Origin of the sequence: Litorivicinus lipolyticus (genome assembly GCF_009650135.1) — a bacterium.
Lineage (GTDB): Bacteria > Pseudomonadota > Gammaproteobacteria > Pseudomonadales > Litorivicinaceae > Litorivicinus > Litorivicinus lipolyticus.
This window is the reverse complement of the sequence record NZ_CP045871.1, coordinates 802,131-820,434: the sequence shown is the minus strand read 5'-3', so window position 1 is coordinate 820,434 and position 18,304 is coordinate 802,131. Positions and strand designations below refer to the sequence as shown.

Below are 18,304 nucleotides of genomic sequence, written 5' to 3'. Positions count from 1 at the left end.
CCTAGGTTAAGTGTGCGCGTAGGCGCGGTAATTCGATGGCGGGACAGCGGTCCATCACGACCTTGAGCCCTTGATCCAGTGCGCGTTGAGCAACGATCGGGTCTTTAACCTCCAATTGCCCCCACAGGCCACGGGCGCCACAGGCAATCGCATCGTCCAAAATCGCTGCCAGGTGCTCGGGCGCGCGAAACACGTCGACCCAATCCAGCACACCCTCGGCTGCCGTGGCGTCGGCCAATGTCGCATACACCGGCCGATCAAACAGTGACTGGCCCGCCAGGGACGGGTTGATTAGCGACACGCGGTAACCCGCGGCGATCAGCACCTCGGTGACCCGGTAGCTGGCGCGGTGCGGTTTACGCGACACCCCCAACACGCCGATGTGTTGCGGCGCGCGCAGCAATTCCAGCACGCGCGCATCGTCACCGTACAGTGCGTCACTCACGTGCGCGGCAGGGTCACGCCGGTTTGGCCTTGGTATTTACCGCCACGGTCTTTGTAGGTGGTTTCACAGCGTTCGTCGGACTGGAAGAACAGCATTTGTGCGACCCCTTCGCCGGCGTAAATTTTCGCAGGCAGGGTCGTGGTGTTGCTGAACTCCAAGGTCACATGACCCTCCCATTCCGGTTCCAGCGGCGTCACGTTGACGATAATGCCACAGCGCGCATAGGTGCTCTTGCCCAGGCAAATTGTCAGCACGTCCTCGGGAATACGGAAGTACTCGACCGTGCGCGCCAGCGCGAAGCTGTTGGGCGGGATGATGCAGTAGTCGCCTTTGACGTCGACAAAGCTCTTTTCATCAAAGGCCTTGGGATCCACGGTGGCACTGTGGATGTTAGTAAAGACTTTAAACTCGTCCGCACAGCGCACGTCATAGCCGTAGCTCGAAGTACCGTAGCTGATCAGCTTTTCCTCGCCGCGGTAGCGAACTTGGCCCGCTTCGTAGGGTTCGATCATGCCATGCTGCTCTGACATCTGGCGGATCCAGCGATCTGATTTAATGCTCATAATTAGTCGTCCGTTACACTGAATACGGGGCCTTTGGGGCCGCCTTGGGTGGCTGCGGCCAGCATCGATCCGACGCGCCGGGCCATGTCTCGGTAAAGTTTTGCGTGTTCGCCGTCCGGCTCGCTAACCACGGTTGGGCTGCCGCCGTCGGCGCGCTCGCGAATGGCCAATGCCAACGGCATCTGGCCCAGCAACTCGGTTTGGTATTCGTCGGCAATGGACTCACCACCGCCGGCGCCAAATAGGGCTTCGGAGTGGCCGCATTTAGAGCAGATATGGACCGACATGTTCTCGACCACACCCAGCACCGGCACGTTGACCTGGCGGAACATTTCGATGCCCTTGCGCGCATCCAACAAGGCGATGTCCTGGGGCGTGGTGACAATCACACTGCCGGACAAGGGTGCTTGCTGGGACAGCGTCAGCTGGGCATCACCGGTACCCGGCGGCATGTCGACGAACAACACATCCAAGTCATCCCAGCGGGTCTGGGTCAGCAACTGCTGGACGGCACCGGCCACCATCGGTCCGCGCCACGCCACTGGCGTATTGGCATTCGACAGCAAGCCCATGGAATTCAGTTGCAGGCCCTGGGCAATTACCGGATCGAAGTGTTTGCCATCGGTGGTGCCCGGGCGCGTGCCGTCCGGCACCCCCAACATCATCGGCTGACTGGGGCCGTAAATGTCCGCGTCCATGACCCCGACGCGGGCACCTTCGGCGGCCATCGCCAAGGCCAAATTGGCGCAGGTGGTGCTTTTACCGACACCGCCTTTGCCGCTGGCCACCGCGACCACGTGCTTAACCCCGGGCACCGCGGCTTTGCCTTCGGCGCGCTGAGGCATTGCGAACTGATGACGGACACGCAACCGGGCCTTACTGGCTCCAGGCAACTTGGCCAACAAAGGCTCGACGTTGGACGCGAGTTTCCTAACCAATCCGCCCATGGCGTAGGGAAACGTCAGGCGCACCGTCAAGGTGGCGTCGGCGATGTCGGCCCCGTCAAAATACTCACTTAAAGGAGTATCCAGGTACGGATCGTTAAAATCGGCCAGTATTTTCAGCACTGCGCCTTGGATGTCGTGTGTCATGCCTTTGCTCCCGGTGGCGCCGCATACTATCATGCCCGCCTTGTTCAATGCAGTCAGGCGGGTCAATTTCGCCGGACAATTCAGTAAAGGATTCTCTCATGCCCACGCCGCGTCGCGACATTTTGGTGACCAGTGCCCTGCCCTATGCCAACGGGCAGATTCACCTTGGCCACCTGCTGGAATACATCCAGACTGATATCTGGGTTCGATTCCAAAAAAGTCGAGGCCACCAGTGCACCTACGTGTGCGCATCCGACGCCCACGGCACTGCGATTATGTTGAAAGCCCAAAGTGAGGGCGTCACGCCGGAAGCCTTGATCGAACAGGTCAAAGCCGAGCACGAGCGAGATTTCGCCGCGTTTGGCGTTGATTTCGATCACTTCCACTCGACCCACAGCGAAGAAAACCGAGTCTTGAGCGAAATGATCTACGAGCGCTGCCGTGACGGCGGCGCAATTAAGCGCACCGTGATCCAGCAGCTATTCGACACCGAAAAAGGCCTGTTTCTGGCGGATCGCTACGTCAAAGGCGAGTGCCCCAAATGCAAGGCGGCGGACCAGTACGGCGACAACTGCGAAGTGTGCTCGGCGACCTATGAAGCCTATGACTTGATCAACCCGGTTTCGACCCTATCCGGCAGCGTGCCGGAATTGCGCGACAGTGAGCACCTGTTTTTCGACCTGCCGCAATTTCAAGACTTCTTAAAAGACTGGACCACCTCCGGACGCCTGCAACCGCAAATTTCAAACAAGCTGGCCGAGTGGTTGGATTCCGGTCTGATGCCTTGGGACATCAGCCGCGACGCACCGTATTTCGGTTTCGAGATCCCCGATGCGCCGGGCAAGTACTTTTATGTATGGCTGGATGCGCCGATTGGCTATTTGGCCAGTTTCAAAGCCTACTGCGACAGCACCGGCATGGACTTCGACGCCTACTGGAAGGCCGATTCCGACGCCGAGGTGTATCACTTCATTGGCAAGGACATCGTCAATTTCCACTGCTTGTTTTGGCCGGCTATGCTCGATAAAGCCGGTTTGCGCACACCGACGGCGGTCAACGTGCACGGCTTTGTCACGGTTAACGGCGCCAAAATGTCGAAAAGCCGCGGCACTTTCATTCAAGCCTCGACCTTTTTGCAGCACCTGAACCCTGAATGCCTGCGTTATTACTACGCCTCCAAGCTCAACAGCCGCGTCGAGGATACTGACCTCAACCTCGAAGACTTCGTGCAAAAAGTAAACAGCGATCTGGTCGGCAAGGTGGTCAACATCGCCAGCCGCAGCGCCGGCTTCATCGCCAAGCGCTTTGACGGCCAACTGGGCAGCGTCGATGCCAACCCTGAACTATCAGCGCGGTTCATCGCCGCCCAGTCACGCATTGCCGAGCTCTACGAACAGCGTGAATTTAGTGCCGCCGTGCGCGAAATTATGGCCCTGGCCGATGCCGCTAATGCCTGGATTGCCGAGGTTCAACCCTGGGTCATCGCTAAGCAGGACGGTCAGGACGCACGGCTGCAAGCGACCTGTGCGACTGCGTTGAATTACTTCCGCTGGTTGATGATTTACCTGCAACCGATCGCACCGGGGCTGGCCGCCCGTTCGGCCGAGTTCCTGAAAGTCGACGGCTTTCGCTGGAGCGACGCCGAGCACGCGCTACACGACCATCAAATCAGCAAGTTCAAACCGCTGCTGCAGCGCGTCGAGATGGACCAGGTCAACGCCATGCTCGAAGCCGGTAAACCGCCGGTGGAAGCCGTCGCGGCTGAAAAGCCGGCCACCGCGCCCCTCAGCGCCGAGTGCACTATTGATGACTTTGCCAAAATCGACATGCGCGTGGCGCGAATTGATTTGGCCGAACAGGTCGACGGCGCCAAGAAACTGTTGAAGCTGACACTGGACGATGGCAGCGGCACCCCGCGCACGGTATTCAGTGGCATTCGTGCGCACTATGCGCCGGCTGACCTGAACGGCCGGTTGTGCGTATTGCTGGCCAACCTGAAGCCACGCCAAATGAAATTTGGACTGTCCGAGGGCATGGTGTTGGCCGCCGGCGAAGGCGACCAGGTGTTTTTGCTCGACGTCGACAGCCAAGTCAAACCGGGCACACGCGTCAGCTAGCCTCAATCGGCACGGTCCGGGCTCGCCCTTTGCGCCAGTGCCGATCGCGGCCCACGTTGGCTACAGTAAGCCGGACTGGGCCGCCGCTAACCGGCGGCCATGGCACTGTTAATTTCACCTGCCCCGGAGACACACCATGTCGGCACAAAACCTGACCTTTAGTGGCCACGACGACCAGCCCCTGGACGCCGTGATCGACTGGCCGGCCGAACCACTGCGCGGATTTGCGCTGTTTGCGCACTGTTTCACTTGTGGCAAGGACCTGTTTGCGGCGCGCCAAATTGCCCGCGCCCTGGCCGGCAAAGGCATCGCCTGTGTGCGCTTTGACTTTTCCGGCGTTGGCCGCCGCGCCAGCCAGCCCGAGCTGGCCGGATTCACCCACGATCTGGATGACTTGGTCGCGGTTTACGAGCAAATGCGCGAACGCTTCCAGGCCCCGGCTTTATTGGTCGGTCACAGCCTGGGCGGCGCCGCCGTTTTAGCCGCCGCCCATCGGATGCCCGACGTCAGTGCCGTGGTAACGGTGGGCGCACCCTTCGACCCGGGGCACGTGTCGCACCTGATTCCGCACGCGGCACGCGACGAAATCAGCGAGCGTGGCTTCAGCGAGGTCCGCTTGGGCGGCCGCCAAATCAAGGTTCGCGATGGGTTTTTGGAGTCAATCAGTAACCACGACGCCGAGGTCAATATTGGCAGGCTACTCAAGGCGCTGTTGGTCATGCACGCGCCGAACGACGAAATTGTCGAGATCGACAATGCCGCGCGTATCTATGCCGCCGCCAAGCACCCTAAATCATTTGTGTCCTTGGACAGCGCCGATCACCTGTTGAGCCGGCGCAACGATGCGCTGTACGCCGCCGAAGTCATCGCCGCCTGGTCATCGCGCTATTTGCCCGCGGCTGAGGCTGTCGATGCACCCGCCGATCGCGTCGTGGTGCGCGAAACCAATGCCGGCATCTACCAGCAACTTATCCACGCCGAAGGTCACCGCCTGATTGCCGATGAACCCGAGTCCGTCGGCGGTGACAACACCGGCGCCAGTCCTTACGGATTATTGGGCGCAGCCTTGGGCGCCTGCACCTCGATGACGTTGCGCATGTATGCCGAGCGTAAAAAGATCGCGCTGGATCACGTCGAGGTCACCGTTCGCCATCAAAAAATTCACGCCGCGGACTGCGAACGCTGTGACAGCCAAACCGGCAAGGTCGACGAGTTCGTGCGTGAAATTCGACTGACCGGGACCTTAACCGACGAGCAACGCCAGTCGCTACTTAAAATCGCCGATCGCTGCCCGGTCCACCAAACGCTGGAACGCAGCAACCAGATCGTCACCGCGCTAAGCGTTTAGCATCCACGAGCGCGCCGTGGCGTCGGCTAAATTAGTGCCGACACCCAGTTGTTCGCGCAATGACACCACCTGACCGACCATCACCAGGGTCGGTCCACGCTCCGGGTCAATCGCCGCGGACGCCTCGGTGCACTGGTCAACCTGGGTCACCCACACCTGCTGATTAGCGCGCGCTCCATTTTGAATCAATGCCACCGGCATATCAGCAGCCACCCCGGCTGCCAATAACGAGGCCTGAATCGCCGGCAAATGGTGCAGCGCCATATACAACACCGAGGTTTCTTGCTGGTCGACCAGCCGCTGCCAATCCGCCGGAAGACTGCCGCCGGCCAAATGGCCGGTAACAAAGCGCACCGATCGGGCGATGCCGCGGTGCGTCAACGGAATCCCGGCCTGGGCCGAAATGCCGGCGGCCGACGAGATGCCGGGGACGGTCTGAAATGGAATTTGCGCCTCGACCAAGGCCAAGGCTTCCTCGCCGCCGCGGCCGAACAAATAGGGGTCGCCGCTTTTCAAGCGGCACACACGCTTGCCCTGGCGGGCCCACTCGATTATGCGATCGGTGATAGCGCCCTGGGGCATTGGGCAGTGACCGCGGCGCTTGCCGACGTCTTCCAGCACCGCATCGCGGCGCGCCAAATCGATCACGTCCTGGCTGACCAGCGCGTCATACAGCACCACGTCAGCCTGTTGTAGCAAGCGCAGCCCTTTCAGGGTCAACAGCTCCGCATCACCCGGCCCAGCCCCAACCAAATAGACTTCGCCGGCGGCCTGCGCCTGGCCGTCCAGCATGGCCTGCATGGACTGGTCCGCACCGGCATCGTCACCGGCGCGGACGTCTTCGCCGGCGCTGATCGCCCGTGTCCACGGCGCGCAGTCAATACTGGGGAAGTGCTGATCGTGCAAGGGATTGATGGGGATGTCGAGGGCATCGATGCGGGCGCGGTCAATCAGATCAGTGACCATCGCGACGGCTTAGTCGAGCTGGAACAGGACATCGACCTGGCCCGCGGCGACTGGCTGCAACGGGACATTCGGCCGTGGACGCGCAGCCTGTCACCGGTGGTGTGCTGGTTGGGCGAGCGCCCCGGCCGGGTCGGCGAAAAGGTCCTGGTTCGCCATGGCGATCGCTGGATCAAAGCGCAAATCAGCGACGCTGGGCAACCCGTCGATTTGGCCCAGCTGTGTTACCATTCAACCCAGCAAAGCCTTGAATCGAACAGCATCGGCCGCATCCAATTGCGACTGGCGCAGTCGGTTCCGGCCGACGACTTCGCCTGCGATCCAATCAGCGGTGCGCTGGTGCTGGTGGACCCGGCAACCCGCCATACCCTGGCCGCCGGCGTACTGGCCCCGATACCGGGCCTCGAAGCAACTGTGTAGGACCTTGAGTGAGCGACATTGTTCTAATTTTGGTAGGCACTGTGCTGGTCAACAACTTTGTGTTGGTCCAGTTCCTGGGCCTGTGCCCGTTCCTTGGGGTGTCAACCAAGATTGACTCGGCCTTGGGCATGTCGCTGGCCACGACCTTTGTACTGACGCTGTCCAGCGCCGCCAGCTACCTGATTTACACCTATCTGTTGGTGCCGCTGGAGGTTGAATTCCTGCGCACCATTGCGTTTATTTTGGGCATTGCGATCGCGGTCCAATTCACCGAAATGATGGTCCGCAAGACCAGCCCGCTGCTGTACAAAGTGTTGGGTATTTTTCTACCGTTGATCACCACCAACTGCGCGGTGCTGGGGGTGGCGTTGCTGAATTTGGGCAAGGCGCACAACTTCTTCGAGTCGTTGATCTACGGCTTTGGCGCCGCCGCGGGTTTTTCGTTGGTGCTGATTTTATTCGCCTCGCTGCGCGAGCGGCTGGCCCGCGCCGACATCCCGGCGCCCTTTCAGGGCCCGGCCATTGGCATGATTAGCGCCGGTATTATGGCGCTCGCATTCATGGGCTTTGGCGGAGTCACCGCGCCATGACGGTGATCGCTGCAATCGTGGCCGCGGCCATCTTGACCCTTGCCGGCGGCGCCCTATTGGCCTGGGCAGTCGAACGTTTTCGGGTCGAGGGCAACCCACTGGTCGACACCATCGACGAGTTACTGCCGCAAACCCAATGCGGCCAATGCGGCCACCCCGGCTGCCGGCCCTACGCCGAAGCCATCGCCGCCGGCGAAGACATCAACAAGTGCCCGCCCGGCGGCCAAGAAACCATCAACGCGCTGGCTGAGTTGCTCGACGTCGATGCGCCTAGCCTGGATGCCGAGCACGGCCACGAAAAACCGCCAATGGTCGCGATCATTCGCGAGGACGAGTGCATCGGCTGCACCAAGTGCATTCAAGCCTGCCCGGTGGACGCGATTTTAGGCGCCGCTAAACTGATGCACACCGTGATCGAATCCGAGTGCACCGGCTGTGACCTGTGCCTAGAACCCTGCCCGGTCGACTGTATCGACATGGTCGAGCTGGGCCGATTGCCGACCTGGCCGCTGCCGTCTGACATCATCGCCACGGACCGCGCCCAATGATTCACCACGCCACCCACAGCCTAACCGGCGGCATCCACCCGGACGAGCACAAAGACCTGTCATGCCAGGTCCCCATCCGGCCGACTGCGTTGTCCGACACATTGGTCTTCAGCCTTCAAACCGGCCGCCATGGCCTTGAACCGGTGGTCGCCGACGGCGCCCAGGTGTTGGCTGGGGACTGTATCGCCCGCGGCACCGGTACCTTTGCCCAGGCCTGGCACGCGCCAACCTCGGGCACCCTCGACTACATCGACGACCTGCCAGCCACCGACGCCTACGGGCAATGCGGCCCGGGGCTACGTTTGACGGTGGATGGCCTGGATCGTTGGTGCGAGCCGCAACCGCCACTGAGTCGCGAGCACGATCGCAGCGCATTGATAGCGCGCATTGAATGGGCCGGCATCGCCGGCATGGGCGGCGCCGGCTTTCCAACCCACGTCAAACTGGCCGCGGACAAAGCGGTCCGCACCCTGATTATTAACATGGCCGAATGCGAGCCCTACATCAGCTGCGACGATGCCCTGGCTCGGGCCTGTGCTGACGATATCTTGGCCGGCGCCAGCTGGGTCAAACACCTGATCGGCGCCAGCCGCGTGCTGATTGGCATCGAGGACAACAAACCCGAGGCCATCGCCGCGCTCGAGGTCGCCATAGGTGACTGGCCGGAATTGGCGGCTGAGCTGTGGGTGTGTCCGACGGTTTACCCCAGCGGTGGCGAAAAGCAGCTGATTGAAATCTTGACCGGTGAGCAAGTGCCGGCCGGTCAACTGCCGCAAGCACTGGGCTATCACATGCACAACCCCGCCACCTTGGTGGCGATTCGCGATGCCATTGAGTACGGGCGGCCGTTGACGCACCGCCTGGTCACGCTGACCGGCGAAGGCGCATCGGATGCTGGCAACCGGCGTGTCGCGCTGGGCACACCGCTGATTGATTTGGCCCGGCTAGCCGGTGCCGACGAACACGCGAACGTTATTATGGGCGGCCCGATGATGGGGTTTCAGGTGCCCAGGCTGGACGCCGGCGTGATCAAAACCAGCAACTGTTTGCTGATCGCACCGCCCGCCGAGGTGCCCGCACAGCAGCCCTGTATTCGCTGCGGCGACTGCGCCACGGTGTGCCCGGCATCGCTGCAGCCTCAGACCCTGTTTTGGCAGATCCAGGCCGACGACGCGCCGCGCGCCCAGGCCGAAGGCCTGATGGACTGTATCGAATGCGGTGCCTGTGCGTATGTTTGCCCCAGCCAGATCCCGCTGGTCAGCTACTACCGCCACGGCAAAGACCAACTGCGCCAACGCGCGCTGGACCAGGTCAAAAGTGACCGCGCCCGCGACCGATTTGAAACCCGCCAAGCCCGACTGGATGCCGAAGCGGCCGCCAAAGCGGCCAAACGAGCGGCCCGAGCACAGGCCCTCGAGGCGGCCAAAGCTGGGGGCGATGATCCGCGCAAAGCCCAGGTCCAGGCCGCGGTCGAACGCGCCCGCGCCAAGAAAAAGGACGCCTCATGATTGAACGGCCCTCCCCGCACCATCGCCGTGCGCGCTCGACCACCCAAGTCATGGGCGATGTGCTGCTGGCACTGATACCGGGCACGGTGGTCATGACGCTGCTGTACGGCCCCGGGGTGCTGACCAACGTGCTGTTGGCGCTAATCGCCGGGGTCGCCACAGAAGCTGCGGTGCTGCGGCTGCGCGCGCGTCCAATCGCGCCGCGGCTGACGGACCTGTCGGCCTTGGTCGGCAGTGCCCTGATCGGGCTGTCGCTGCCGCCGCTGGCACCGTTTTGGCTGGCGTTGCTGGGTGGTATGTTAGCGATTGGCCTGGGCAAACAGCTGTTCGGCGGCTTGGGTCACAACCCCTTTAACCCCGCCATGCTCGCCTATGCGGTGCTGCTGATTAGCTTCCCCGTGGCCATGACCACGACCTGGGTGTCGCCCAGCCGCGTGCCGGATTTGGCGGCGACGTTGGGGCATCAATTTGGCGCAGTCGACGGCTGGTCGGGGGCGACACCGTTGGACCGCTATAAAGACCTGGCGACCCGATTGACGGCCAACGAAATCCGCCAAGATGCCCTATTCAAAGACGGGTTCGTTTGGCCCTGGGCGATGCTGGCGGTGGCCTGGAGCGTCGGCGGCGCCTACTTGCTATGGCGCCGTGCAACCTATTGGCACGCCCCCGCCGGGCTGTTCATTGGGCTGATTGTACCGGCCGGCTTGTTTGGCTTTGACAGCGACCAATTTGTACCCCTGTCGATGCACCTGCTAACCGGTGCCACGGTCTTCGCCGCCTTCTTTATTGTCACCGACCCGGTCACCGGGGCGACCAGCCCACGCGGGCGTTTCGCCTTTGGCGCCGGCGTCGGCCTGCTGACCTGGGTGATTCGAACCTACGGCGGCTACCCCGACGCAATCGCCTTTGCGGTGTTGTTAATGAACCTGACTGCGCCGATGCTGGACCAGTACACGCGCCCGCGTATCTACGGTCACAGCCGTGCCCGTAAAGGCCCGGTGCTGGAGAAACGCTCATGATTTTAGCGCTGATGTCGCGCGGAGCAATTTCGCTCAGCCTGTTTGGTCTGGTCACCGCCGGCGCCGTGGCGCTGACCCAAGTCGCCACCGACGAACGGATTGAGTACAACCAGGCCGAAGTCGCCCGCGCCGCCTTGCGCGCGGTGCTGCCGGCACACAACAACGAAATTTTGGCCGACGCGCGGGTACTGGCTGCGGTACCGGCGTTGGGCGCGCCGGACGCCCTGACCGTCAGTGTTGGGCGGCTCGACGACCGCCTGACCGGCTACGCCATTCCAGTGGTCACGACCCAGGGTTACAGCGGCCCCATTGCTATGGTCATTGGCATCACCCCAGACGGTACCGTCAGTGGCGTTCGGGTGACCCAACACCGTGAAACACCCGGCCTTGGCGACAAGATCGACCTGGCCAAAAGTCCCTGGGTACGCGACTTCGACGGCACCCATTTGAACAACCGCAACTGGGCGGTGCGCCCGGACGGCGGCGACTTTGACGCCTTTACCGGCGCCACCATCACGCCCCGTGCCGTGGTCGCTGCGGTGGAACGCGCATTGCAGTGGTATCAAGATCGCGGCCGTGCGCTGCTAGAGGCAACCCCGAATGGCTGATACGGACTACAAAGCGCTGGCCTGGAACGGCCTGTGGAAGAACAACCCGGCGCTGGTTCAGTTGCTGGGGCTGTGCCCGTTGCTGGCGGTGTCCGGCACCGTCATCAATGCCACCGGCTTGGGTCTGGCGACCCTGTTCGTGTTAATGGGGTCGAACCTGGCGGTCTCGCTGATCCGACACCATGTCGCCGACCACCTTCGTTTACCCGCGTTTGTGATGATTATCGCGGCTTTCACAACCTGCGTGGAATTGCTGATGCAGGCCTACGCCTATTCGCTGTATCAGGTGCTGGGGTTATTTATACCGTTGATCGTGACGAACTGCGCCATCTTGGGACGCGCGGACGGTTTCGCGCGCAAAAACAGCCCACTCCCGGCCCTGCTTGATGGGCTGTGGATGGGGCTTGGGTTCATGGCGGTGCTGGTGCTGCTGGGTGCGATTCGCGAGCTGATCGGCCAGGGTACGCTGTTGGATGGCGCCCAGCTGCTGTTTGGCGAGGGCGCACGCCACTGGCGCATGGAGGTGGCACCGGACAACTACCCCGGTGTGCTGATCGCGATACTGCCGCCGGGTGCCTTTATTTTGCTGGGCTTTATGATTGCAGCCAAACAGGCCTGGGATATTCGCGTTCGGCGCTTGGCCACCACCGAGGTCGTCGCCGGCAGCAAGCGGGTCCGAGTGACCGGTGAAATTGCCAAATGAACGCCCAAAAGCGCCTCGAAATCTTTACCCGGCTGCGTGACGAAAACCCGGCGCCGAAAACCGAATTGGAATACGCCTCGCCGTTTGAGCTGTTAGTGGCCGTGACACTGAGCGCCCAAGCCACCGATGTCGGCGTTAACAAAGCCACGCGCAAGCTGTTCCCAGTCGCCAATACCCCCCAAGCCGTTTACGACCTGGGCGTTGACGGTTTAAAGGGTTACATCAAAACCATCGGCTTGTTTAATTCCAAAGCCGAAAACGTTCACAAGGCCTGTCGCTTGTTGCTGGACTTGCACGGCGGCGAGGTGCCCGAGGACCGCGAAGCACTGGAAGCATTGCCTGGCGTCGGCCGCAAAACCGCCAACGTGGTCTTGAACACCGCCTTTGGTCACGCCGCCATGGCCGTGGACACGCATATTTTTCGGGTCAGCAACCGCACCCGAATCGCCAAAGGCAAAACCGTTCGCCAGGTCGAGGACGGGCTGATGAAGCACGTACCCAAAGCGTTTTTGGTCGATGCCCACCACTGGCTTATCTTGCACGGGCGCTATACCTGTAAGGCTCGCAAACCCGAGTGCGGCCGCTGCCTGATCGAGGACCTGTGTGAATTCAACGAAAAGCGCGAGTACCTGGACTAGAAACAGGTCAACGTCACCCCGCCGACTCGGGACAGTCCAAACGTAAAAAAGGCACCTTCCGGCTGAACAACTATGTCAGCCCGAGGGTGCCTAGGTGGCTATCAGTGCGCCGAACGACAGCGCACGGAATTAGTCGAGCTTGCGACCCAGCTTCGCGGCAATGCGAAGTCGTAGCGCATTCAGCTTAATGAAGCCGGCTGCGTCAGCCTGATCGTAAGCGCCGCCATCGTCTTCGAAGGATGCGATCGTGGCGTCAAACAGACTGCCCTCGCTGGCGCGGCCAACGACCATGATGTTGCCCTTGTAGAGCTTCAACCGGACGGTGCCGTTAACCACGTCCTGGGTCTGGTCGATCAGGGCCTGTAGCGCTTTGCGCTCCGGCGACCACCAGTAACCGTTGTAAATCAGGCTGGCGTAGCGCGGCATCAACTCGTCTTTGAGGTGGCCCGCTTCACGATCCAATGTGATCGATTCAATCGCCCGGTGCGCTTTCAACAGGATCGTGCCGCCGGGGGTTTCGTAACAGCCGCGCGCTTTCATACCGACGTAACGGTTTTCAACGATATCGGTTCGACCAATGCCGTTTTCGCCGCCAATGCGGTTCAGGGTTTCTAACATGGTCGCCGGGGACAGGGCTTCGCCGTCCAATGTTGCTGCATCGCCGTTGGCAAAGCCGATTTCGATGTAGCGCGCCGTGTCCGGGGCTGCTTCGGGGCTGACCGACCAGCGCCACATGTCTTCTTCGCTTTCGCTGGCCGGATCCTCAAGGATGCCGCCCTCGTAACTGATGTGAAGCAAGTTGGCGTCCATTGAGTAGGGGCTCTTTTTACCGCGCTTCATGTCGACTTCGATATTGTTGTCGGCACAGTACTCCATCAGCTTTTCGCGGCTGTTGAGGTCCCAATCGCGCCACGGCGCGATCACTTGGATACCCGGTGCCAGCGCATAGGCGCCCAGCTCGAACCGGACTTGGTCGTTGCCTTTGCCGGTCGCCCCATGGCTGATGGCGTCAGCGCCAGTGGCGGCGGCGATTTCAACCAAACGCTTGGCGATTAATGGGCGCGCAATCGAGGTGCCGAGCAAGTACTCGCCCTCATAAATCGTGTTGGCGCGGAACATCGGGTAGACGTAGTCACGGACGAACTCTTCGCGCAGGTCCTCGATATAAATTTCTTTGACGCCGAGTGCTTCGGCCTTGGCACGAGCTGGCTCAACTTCCTCGCCTTGACCGATATCAGCGGTAAAGGTGACGACTTCACACTGATAGGTTTCCTGCAGCCATTTCACGATCACGGATGTATCCAGACCGCCTGAATAGGCCAGTACGACTTTGTTGATATTGCTCACGCCCAACTCCTTAGTTTCGAGGGACGCGAGCTTACCGATTTACGAGGATTTAGTCATCTACTGTGGGCGGAAGGCGCGGCGGCGCGTTGTCCACGCGACGGTCGTAGGCAACCACATCGGCCCGTTGATTCGGCGCGATGCCGTTGCGCTCCATGCGGACGCTGACACGGCGGTTAGCCGCACGCCCCGCCACCGTGATATTGGTCGCGACAGGATAGTATTCGCCATGGAAACGGATCACGACTTTTTGCGGATCGATGCCTTCGGACTCCATAAATCGTCCGACCTGCTCGGCGCGCAGACGCGAGGCGTCCTCATTTTCCAAATACCCACCCTCGTCATCCGTGTGGCCATCGATAAAGACACCGGTCACCGCCTTGTCCTGGCGCATGTAGTCCGCAACCTCGCGCAGCAACGCTCGGTGCTCCGCCGTTAATCGATTTTGACCTTTTTCGAAGTACAGTAAATTGCGTTCAACGTCGGCAAAATTGACCGGCAGCAAAGCTCCCAGGCAATCGACCCAGTCGCGGTAGGCCGGCGGGAAGCGTGCCGGTTGCAAGCGCACTTCAAGGTCACCGTCGACCACCACCAACTGCCACCCTTCTAGCAAGGTGTTGACCGCGCTTTGGACCACCTCGCCTTGGGTATCGATCGCCGGCCGTTGCTGGCGGGTCGTGATCTGTTGCAAGTAGTTGCCACTTTCGCCCGGCCGCCAGGAGCCTGGACGGGCGACCATGGCCGCTTCGCCGCTGCGGTGAACCGGCCGGAAAGCGTCCAACTGAAAGCGCGCACGACGCCCCGCGTCCTGGGTGAAAATAGCCGCCCCGTAGCCGTCGATCGGTTGCGACAGGACGCACTGAACCGGGCTCGATTGCACCGTCCACTCCGACAGGTACGGCGGGTTCGAATAAATGACCTGGGCGTTCGCCGCGGCCGACAGGCCGATCAGGCCTGCTAACAATAATCGCTTCATCCAGCCTTTATCGGCGTTTCACCGCCAAACTGTAGTAGTGCAATGCACGTGGCGCAGGTATCCTTTGCGCCCTATGGAAAACCCGAACCCGACTATGAAAGACCGTTTCCGCGGCTTCTTGCCCGTAATTGTTGACGTTGAAACCGCCGGTTTTAACGCAGCAACCGACGCCCTGCTTGAATTGGCGGTGTGCCCGATCATCCTCAACGAAAAAGGCATGATGGAACCGGGCGAGGTCACAGGCGTTCATATTGTGCCCTTTGAAGGTGCCAACCTGGACCCTAAAAGCCTCGAGTTTACCGGGATTGACCCCTACCACCCGCTGCGCCTAGCCCAAGCCGAAGACCAAGCCCTCGGCCAAGCCTTCAAACCTGTGCGCAGCGCACTCAAAGCCAGCGGCTGCACGCGCGCCGTGTTGGTTGGGCATAACGCTCACTTTGATTTGAATTTTTTGAATGCCGCGGTCGAACGCACGGGCATTAAGCGCAATCCTTTCCACCCGTTCAGTTGCTTTGATACCGCAACCCTAGGCGGATTGGCCTATGGCCAAACCGTGTTAGCACGCGCGTGCAAAGAAGCCGGCATCGACTTTGACGGGCATGAAGCCCACAGCGCGCGCTATGACACCGCGCGCACCGCTGACTTGTTCTGTGCCATCGTCAATCGCTGGCGTGAACTGGGCGGCTGGCCGCCGGCCGGAGAACCGGCCTAGCTCGGGGTTTCGAACTCGGCCAAATCCAGGCGCTGACAAACGATCACCGCCTGAGTCCGCGAGTTGACACCCAATTTGCGCAAGATCGCGGTGACGTGAGCCTTAATCGTCGCCTCGCTGACGTCCAAGTCATACGCGATTTGCTTGTTCAACAAACCCTGCGTCAACATCGACATGACCCGGAACTGCTGCGGCGTCAACGAACTGATCGCAGCCGCCAAGCGGGCTTCTTCATCACTGAAGGATTCAGCATTCAGATCGACCCCTTCGGGCAGGTATTCGCCACCGTCCAAAACTTGGCCAATTGCCGTTGACAATACGCTGAGTGGTGCGCTTTTGGGGATAAAACCGCTGGCGCCTAAATCCATACACTTGTTGATCGTGCTGCCGTCTTCGGCACCACTAACCACGACCACAGGCAATTCCGGCATTTGCCCACGCAAAAACGCCAGCCCTGAAAACCCGTTTGCCCCCGGCATATTCAAATCCAACAGCACCAGATCCGCGTCATTGTGCTCGGCCAAGCGCGTTTGAACCTCGCCCATGCTGGCCGCTTCGATGATTTCAGCGTCGTCCAAAAATGCCAAAGCGCCGGTCAATGCCGCACGGAACAACGGATGGTCGTCCGCCACAATAATTTTCGTCGTCATCTAAAGCCTCGCAATTCAGTTATCCCTAAACCAAAAAACCCGCCGGAGCGAAACTCAGGCGGGTTCGGCATCAACCGATCTTATCGGTTCATACGGTTCGCTACTAGATCATCCACCACAGCCGGATCGGCCAGTGTCGATGTGTCACCTAACTGGTCGTGCTCGTTCGCTGCAATTTTACGCAGAATCCGCCGCATGATCTTGCCTGAGCGCGTTTTCGGCAATCCCGGCGCCCACTGGATCAAGTCCGGTGATGCGATCGGCCCGATGTCGGTACGTACGTGCCCAACCAAGGCTTTACGCAGCTCGTCAGTCGCCTCAACGCCCGCTTGCAGCGTCACATAAACATAGATGCCTTGGCCTTTGATGGCGTGCGGGTAACCGACAACCGCGGCCTCCGCCACCGCCGCATGGGCAACCAAGCTCGATTCCACTTCGGCGGTCCCCATGCGGTGACCGGACACGTTAATCACGTCATCGACGCGGCCCGTGATCCAGTAGTAACCATCATCGTCACGGCGTGCACCGTCACCGGTGAAGTACATGCCTTTAAAGGTGCTGAAGTAGGTTTCCTCGTAGCGCGCCGGATCGCCCCAGCAGCTGCGGGCAATGGCTGGCCACCCATCCAAGATGACCAGGTTGCCGTCACCGGAGCCCTCGATCAGGTTGCCTTCGTTGTCCACCAGTGCGGGCTGTACGCCAAAGAACGGGCGACTGGCGCTGCCGGGCTTAGCAGCGGTCGCGCCGGGCAGCGGAACAATCATGATGCCGCCCGTTTCGGTCTGCCACCAGGTGTCGACAACGGGGCACTCGCCTTTGCCCATGATGTCGTTGTACCAGTTCCAGGCTTCCGGGTTGATCGGCTCGCCAACGCTGCCGAGCAGCTTCAGGCTCGACAAGTCCGAGTCACCTAAGACGTCGTCGCCTTTTTGCATCAACGCACGAATCGCGGTCGGCGCGGTGTAGAACTGGTTGACCTTGTGCTTTTCGATGACGCGGCCAAAACGGCTGGCATCGGGGTAGGTCGGCACGCCTTCGAACATCACGGTGGTGCCGCCATTGGCCAGCGGGCCGTAGACGATGTAGCTGTGGCCAGTGACCCAACCGACGTCCGCGGTGCACCAATAAACATCGCCGTCTTTGTAATCAAACACGTACTTGTGCGTCATCGCGGCGTAAACAATGTAGCCGCCTGTGGTGTGTTCCAAGCCCTTGGGCTTGCCGGTCGAACCCGAGGTGTACAGGATGAACAGCGGGTCCTCGGCGCCCATTTCTTCGGCGGGGCAATCGACCGACTGACCGGCGACCAATTCGTGGTACCAATGATCACGGTCGGTGTCCCATGCGACGTCGCCGCCGGTGCACTTAACCACGACCACGCTTTTAACCGACGCCGGATTGTCCATACCGGCAATCGCCGCGTCGACGTTCTTTTTCAGCGGTACGCGACGGCCGCCACGGCGACCCTCGTCCGAGGTGATGATGATGCTGGAGCCGGATTCTTCGACACGCACGCCCAAGGCGTCCGGGCTGAAGCCGCCAAAGACGATCGAGTGGACCGCACCAATGCGCGCGCACGCCAACATTGCCACCGCCGCTTCGGGGATCATCGGCATGTACAGCGTGGCGACATCGCCTTTTTTAACGCCCTGAGCTTTCAAGGCATTGGCAAACTTGCCGACGCGTTCGTACAGGTCGCGGTAGCTGATATGTTCGTCGCTGCTGGGGTCGTCGCCTTCCCAAATAATCGCCGTTTGATCGCCCCGGGTCGCCAAATGACGGTCCAGGCAGTTGGCCGCTACGTTAAGCGTGCCGTCTTCAAACCACTTGATGCTGACGTTGCCGGGTTCAAATGAGGTGTTTTTGACCTGATGAAAAGGCTTGATCCAGTCAATGGTGGCACGCGCCTGCTCACCCCAAAACTTGTCCGGGTTATTAACCGACTCGGCATACATTTCGTTGTACTTGGCTTCATCAGCCCAGGCAGAGGCGGCCCATTCGGCCGAAACCGGGTAAACCTTATGATCGCTCATTCGTTATTTTCCTTTGAAGTTCAAACGC

Annotated in this window: 19 protein-coding genes; 11 read left to right on the top strand and 8 right to left on the bottom strand. The window is 60.8% G+C overall.

From position 1 onward, the window contains the following. Position 1: 1 nt before the first annotated feature. From GH975_RS04190 to apbC, 3 genes are read right to left on the bottom strand one after another with little or no spacing between them, the layout of a single operon-like run. The gene (locus tag GH975_RS04190) at positions 2 to 445 is read right to left on the bottom strand and encodes a CoA-binding protein (protein WP_246164759.1); all 444 of its coding nucleotides are present in this window, start codon (positions 443 to 445) and stop codon (positions 2 to 4) included. After that, a complete protein-coding gene (gene dcd, locus GH975_RS04185) occupies positions 442 to 1,008 on the bottom strand; it encodes a dCTP deaminase (RefSeq protein WP_153713318.1) in 567 nt (188 codons plus the stop codon). Before dcd ends, GH975_RS04190 begins: the two co-directional genes overlap by 4 nt. A gap of 2 nt (positions 1,009 to 1,010) precedes the next feature. Further along, positions 1,011 to 2,099, bottom strand: a complete 1,089-nt coding sequence (gene apbC, locus GH975_RS04180) for an iron-sulfur cluster carrier protein ApbC (protein ID WP_153713317.1) — start codon at positions 2,097 to 2,099, stop codon at positions 1,011 to 1,013. A 98-nt stretch (positions 2,100 to 2,197) separates the two neighbouring features. Here apbC and metG point away from each other — a divergent pair, with 98 nt between their 5' ends. Next, on the top strand, positions 2,198 to 4,216 hold the full coding sequence (metG, locus tag GH975_RS04175; protein ID WP_153713316.1) for a methionine--tRNA ligase: 2,019 nt from the start codon (positions 2,198 to 2,200) through the stop codon (positions 4,214 to 4,216). Between the two features lie 136 nt (positions 4,217 to 4,352). Further along, a complete protein-coding gene (locus GH975_RS04170; RefSeq protein WP_153713315.1) occupies positions 4,353 to 5,564 on the top strand; it encodes a bifunctional alpha/beta hydrolase/OsmC family protein in 1,212 nt (403 codons plus the stop codon). Here GH975_RS04170 and cobA read toward each other — a convergent pair. Continuing rightward, positions 5,553 to 6,530 carry a uroporphyrinogen-III C-methyltransferase gene (gene cobA / locus GH975_RS04165; RefSeq protein ID WP_153713314.1) on the bottom strand — a complete coding sequence of 326 codons (978 nt, stop codon included), beginning with the start codon at positions 6,528 to 6,530 and terminating at the stop codon, positions 5,553 to 5,555. The two genes, GH975_RS04170 and cobA, sit on opposite strands and share 12 nt — an antisense overlap. Between cobA and GH975_RS04160 the strand changes: the two genes are divergently transcribed. The 8 genes from GH975_RS04160 to nth are packed head-to-tail and all read left to right on the top strand — an operon-like array spanning position 6,465 to position 12,561. Next, entirely contained in the window at positions 6,465 to 6,947 is a 483-nt protein-coding gene (locus GH975_RS04160; RefSeq protein WP_153713313.1) for an elongation factor 1-alpha C-terminal domain-related protein, read from the top strand. The two genes, cobA and GH975_RS04160, sit on opposite strands and share 66 nt — an antisense overlap. A gap of 8 nt (positions 6,948 to 6,955) precedes the next feature. Further along, positions 6,956 to 7,537 carry an electron transport complex subunit RsxA gene (rsxA, locus tag GH975_RS04155; protein ID WP_153713312.1) on the top strand — a complete coding sequence of 194 codons (582 nt, stop codon included), beginning with the start codon at positions 6,956 to 6,958 and terminating at the stop codon, positions 7,535 to 7,537. Continuing rightward, positions 7,534 to 8,085 carry an electron transport complex subunit RsxB gene (gene rsxB, locus GH975_RS04150; protein WP_153713311.1) on the top strand — a complete coding sequence of 184 codons (552 nt, stop codon included), beginning with the start codon at positions 7,534 to 7,536 and terminating at the stop codon, positions 8,083 to 8,085. The genes rsxA and rsxB overlap by 4 nt, the downstream gene beginning before the upstream one ends. Continuing rightward, the gene (gene rsxC / locus GH975_RS04145; RefSeq protein WP_153713310.1) at positions 8,082 to 9,593 is read left to right on the top strand and encodes an electron transport complex subunit RsxC; all 1,512 of its coding nucleotides are present in this window, start codon (positions 8,082 to 8,084) and stop codon (positions 9,591 to 9,593) included. Before rsxB ends, rsxC begins: the two co-directional genes overlap by 4 nt. Continuing rightward, on the top strand, positions 9,590 to 10,612 hold the full coding sequence (locus GH975_RS04140; protein ID WP_153713309.1) for an RnfABCDGE type electron transport complex subunit D: 1,023 nt from the start codon (positions 9,590 to 9,592) through the stop codon (positions 10,610 to 10,612). The genes rsxC and GH975_RS04140 overlap by 4 nt, the downstream gene beginning before the upstream one ends. Further along, on the top strand, positions 10,609 to 11,220 hold the full coding sequence (gene rsxG / locus GH975_RS04135) for an electron transport complex subunit RsxG (RefSeq protein ID WP_153713308.1): 612 nt from the start codon (positions 10,609 to 10,611) through the stop codon (positions 11,218 to 11,220). Before GH975_RS04140 ends, rsxG begins: the two co-directional genes overlap by 4 nt. Then, entirely contained in the window at positions 11,213 to 11,923 is a 711-nt protein-coding gene (locus GH975_RS04130; protein ID WP_153713307.1) for an electron transport complex subunit E, read from the top strand. Before rsxG ends, GH975_RS04130 begins: the two co-directional genes overlap by 8 nt. Continuing rightward, positions 11,920 to 12,561, top strand: a complete 642-nt coding sequence (gene nth, locus GH975_RS04125) for an endonuclease III (protein WP_153713306.1) — start codon at positions 11,920 to 11,922, stop codon at positions 12,559 to 12,561. The genes GH975_RS04130 and nth overlap by 4 nt, the downstream gene beginning before the upstream one ends. A gap of 129 nt (positions 12,562 to 12,690) precedes the next feature. On the opposite strand, the gene GH975_RS04120 is transcribed toward nth, so the two are convergent. Further along, positions 12,691 to 13,908, bottom strand: coding sequence for an argininosuccinate synthase (locus tag GH975_RS04120; protein ID WP_153713305.1), 1,218 nt, complete (start codon positions 13,906 to 13,908; stop codon positions 12,691 to 12,693). 49 nt (positions 13,909 to 13,957) lie between these two features. Next, entirely contained in the window at positions 13,958 to 14,881 is a 924-nt protein-coding gene (locus tag GH975_RS04115) for a MotY family protein (RefSeq protein WP_153713304.1), read from the bottom strand. A gap of 73 nt (positions 14,882 to 14,954) precedes the next feature. Here GH975_RS04115 and rnt point away from each other — a divergent pair, with 73 nt between their 5' ends. Further along, positions 14,955 to 15,593, top strand: a complete 639-nt coding sequence (rnt, locus tag GH975_RS04110; RefSeq protein ID WP_153713303.1) for a ribonuclease T — start codon at positions 14,955 to 14,957, stop codon at positions 15,591 to 15,593. Here rnt and GH975_RS04105 read toward each other — a convergent pair. Together GH975_RS04105 and acs are read right to left on the bottom strand one after the other, a co-directional pair. Beyond that, complete coding sequence (locus tag GH975_RS04105) at positions 15,590 to 16,243, bottom strand: response regulator (protein WP_153713302.1); 654 nt, start codon at positions 16,241 to 16,243, stop codon at positions 15,590 to 15,592. The genes rnt and GH975_RS04105 overlap by 4 nt on opposite strands. Positions 16,244 to 16,323: 80 nt before the next feature. After that, on the bottom strand, positions 16,324 to 18,276 hold the full coding sequence (acs, locus tag GH975_RS04100) for an acetate--CoA ligase (protein WP_153713301.1): 1,953 nt from the start codon (positions 18,274 to 18,276) through the stop codon (positions 16,324 to 16,326). Positions 18,277 to 18,304: the final 28 nt, after the last annotated feature.